Raw genomic sequence first — 1,777 nt, forward strand, 5'->3', positions numbered from 1 at the left:
TATTAAAACAAGTAGAGATTAACAGAGAAGCAGCAGAAAAGATATGTAATGAGAATAAAAGTATAGAAAAATGTTTTAAAGAAATGGAAAAGGTAGCAAGAAAAAAAGCACAACAAGGGGCATATTGTATGTCTGACAATGAAGCCTTTAAGATCATAAGAGAATACTATCAATTTGAAGCAGTTCAAGATAAATTTATTCAAGTTGAAGTTGATGAAGCTAAAGAAGCTATAGGAGCAATAGAGAGTAATAGTATTACTACAGGAAAGGCTAAAAAAGATATAGCTGATTTTAGTTTAGATATAGATGATTATCTTTAATTTTAAATGAGAGTAATGGGAGGTTTAATAATGTGTCAAGAATATAGAGAGCATTTATCTAAAGAAATACCAAAAGAATTAAGAGTGTTTGTTAATGAAGTAGCTTTAGAAAGTGCAAATTATATATTCTACAAAAGAAAAGGAAATAAACAAGAAGCTTATTGTACAAAGTGTAAAACTGATTTTGTAACAAGTGGATTAAGACATAATGAGCAGGTAAGATGTCCAATATGTCAAAAAGAATTTCAATGTAAGGCAGATGGGAAAGGAAGAAAGTTTTTAGCACATTCAGCAACTGTTTTATGGTTTGAAAAATCAATTAAAGATAAAAGAGTATTAGTTGCAAGAGGTTTCTCTTTAAGAAGAAATTTTGAAGGCGATTATAGAAATATAGAAGATGAATATTTAGAGTTGGCTAATTATATTTTTGAAGAAAGAAAAAGCACAATGATAAACAGGGGATATTATTGGCATTGGGATGGATATAGCTTAACTAATTGGGGTGAAAGAGCAACTATCCATAATTTCAATATTAACTCTTTGGCTAAGGCACCATATTACGTAGTAAAAAATAGTTTAGAAGAAGCTATAAAAGAAACATACTTGCAATATAGTTATTATGAAAATTTTGATGAAGATAACATACTTAAGTATTTAGAGTTTTACAATAAATATCCTGGAATAGAAAAGTTAATAAAGGTTGGATTAGGAAATATAGTTTCAATGAAGGTAATGGGATTAAGTATTGGGCGTTGCATCAACTGGAAAGGAAAGGATATCTATAAAATGCTTAAGTTATCAAAAAAAGATTATAGAGAGTTTATAAAAAGTAAAATAGCAATAAGACCAATAACATTAGAATTATATCAGTTAAATTGTAAGTTTAAAGAAAAGGATAGATTAACTTTAGATGATATTAAAGATTTAGAATATATAATTGGTAATTTAGGTGATTCTAATAATTTAAAGAAGATACTAAAGTATACAACTATTAAAAAGGCGTATAACTATATGTACAAGCAGTTTAGAAATAGAGAGAAAGGTCAATATCATTCATGTAATGCTGTATTAATAACTTGGGCTGATTACATAGAGGATTGTAATAAATTAAATATAGATTTAACAGTAGAAAGTAATTTATTTCCGAAGAGTGTATATAGAGCACATCAAAATACAATAAAACAAGTTAAATATAAAAATAACTTAGAAATGGATAAGAAAATAAGCAAAAGGGTTGAAAAGTTAAAAGAATTAAAATTTCAATATAAAGATTTAATAATAAGGCCAGCAAATAGTTCAGAGGAAATAATAAGAGAAGGTAAAGAGCAAATAATTTGTATTGGGGGTTATGTAAAAAAATATGCAGAGGGAATAACTAACTTATTTTTCATAAGAAGGATTGGAGAAGAGGAAAAGCCGTTCTTTGCAGTTGAAATAAATAAAGATTTTAAAGTAGT

General features: G+C 27.1%; 2 protein-coding genes. Both read left to right on the forward strand.

The annotated features are described in order from the left end of the window. Window positions 1–320 (forward strand): Cas9 inhibitor AcrIIA9 family protein (locus I4V51_RS20760; RefSeq protein WP_195990335.1); only part of this gene is annotated, 320 nt, incomplete at its 5' end. Between the two features lie 30 nt (window positions 321–350). Beyond that, window positions 351–1,777 (forward strand): PcfJ domain-containing protein (locus tag I4V51_RS20765; RefSeq protein WP_195990336.1); only part of this gene is annotated, 1,427 nt, incomplete at its 3' end.

It is taken from the genome of Clostridium sp. D53t1_180928_C8, assembly GCF_015667795.1.
Lineage (GTDB): Bacteria > Bacillota > Clostridia > Clostridiales > Clostridiaceae > Clostridium.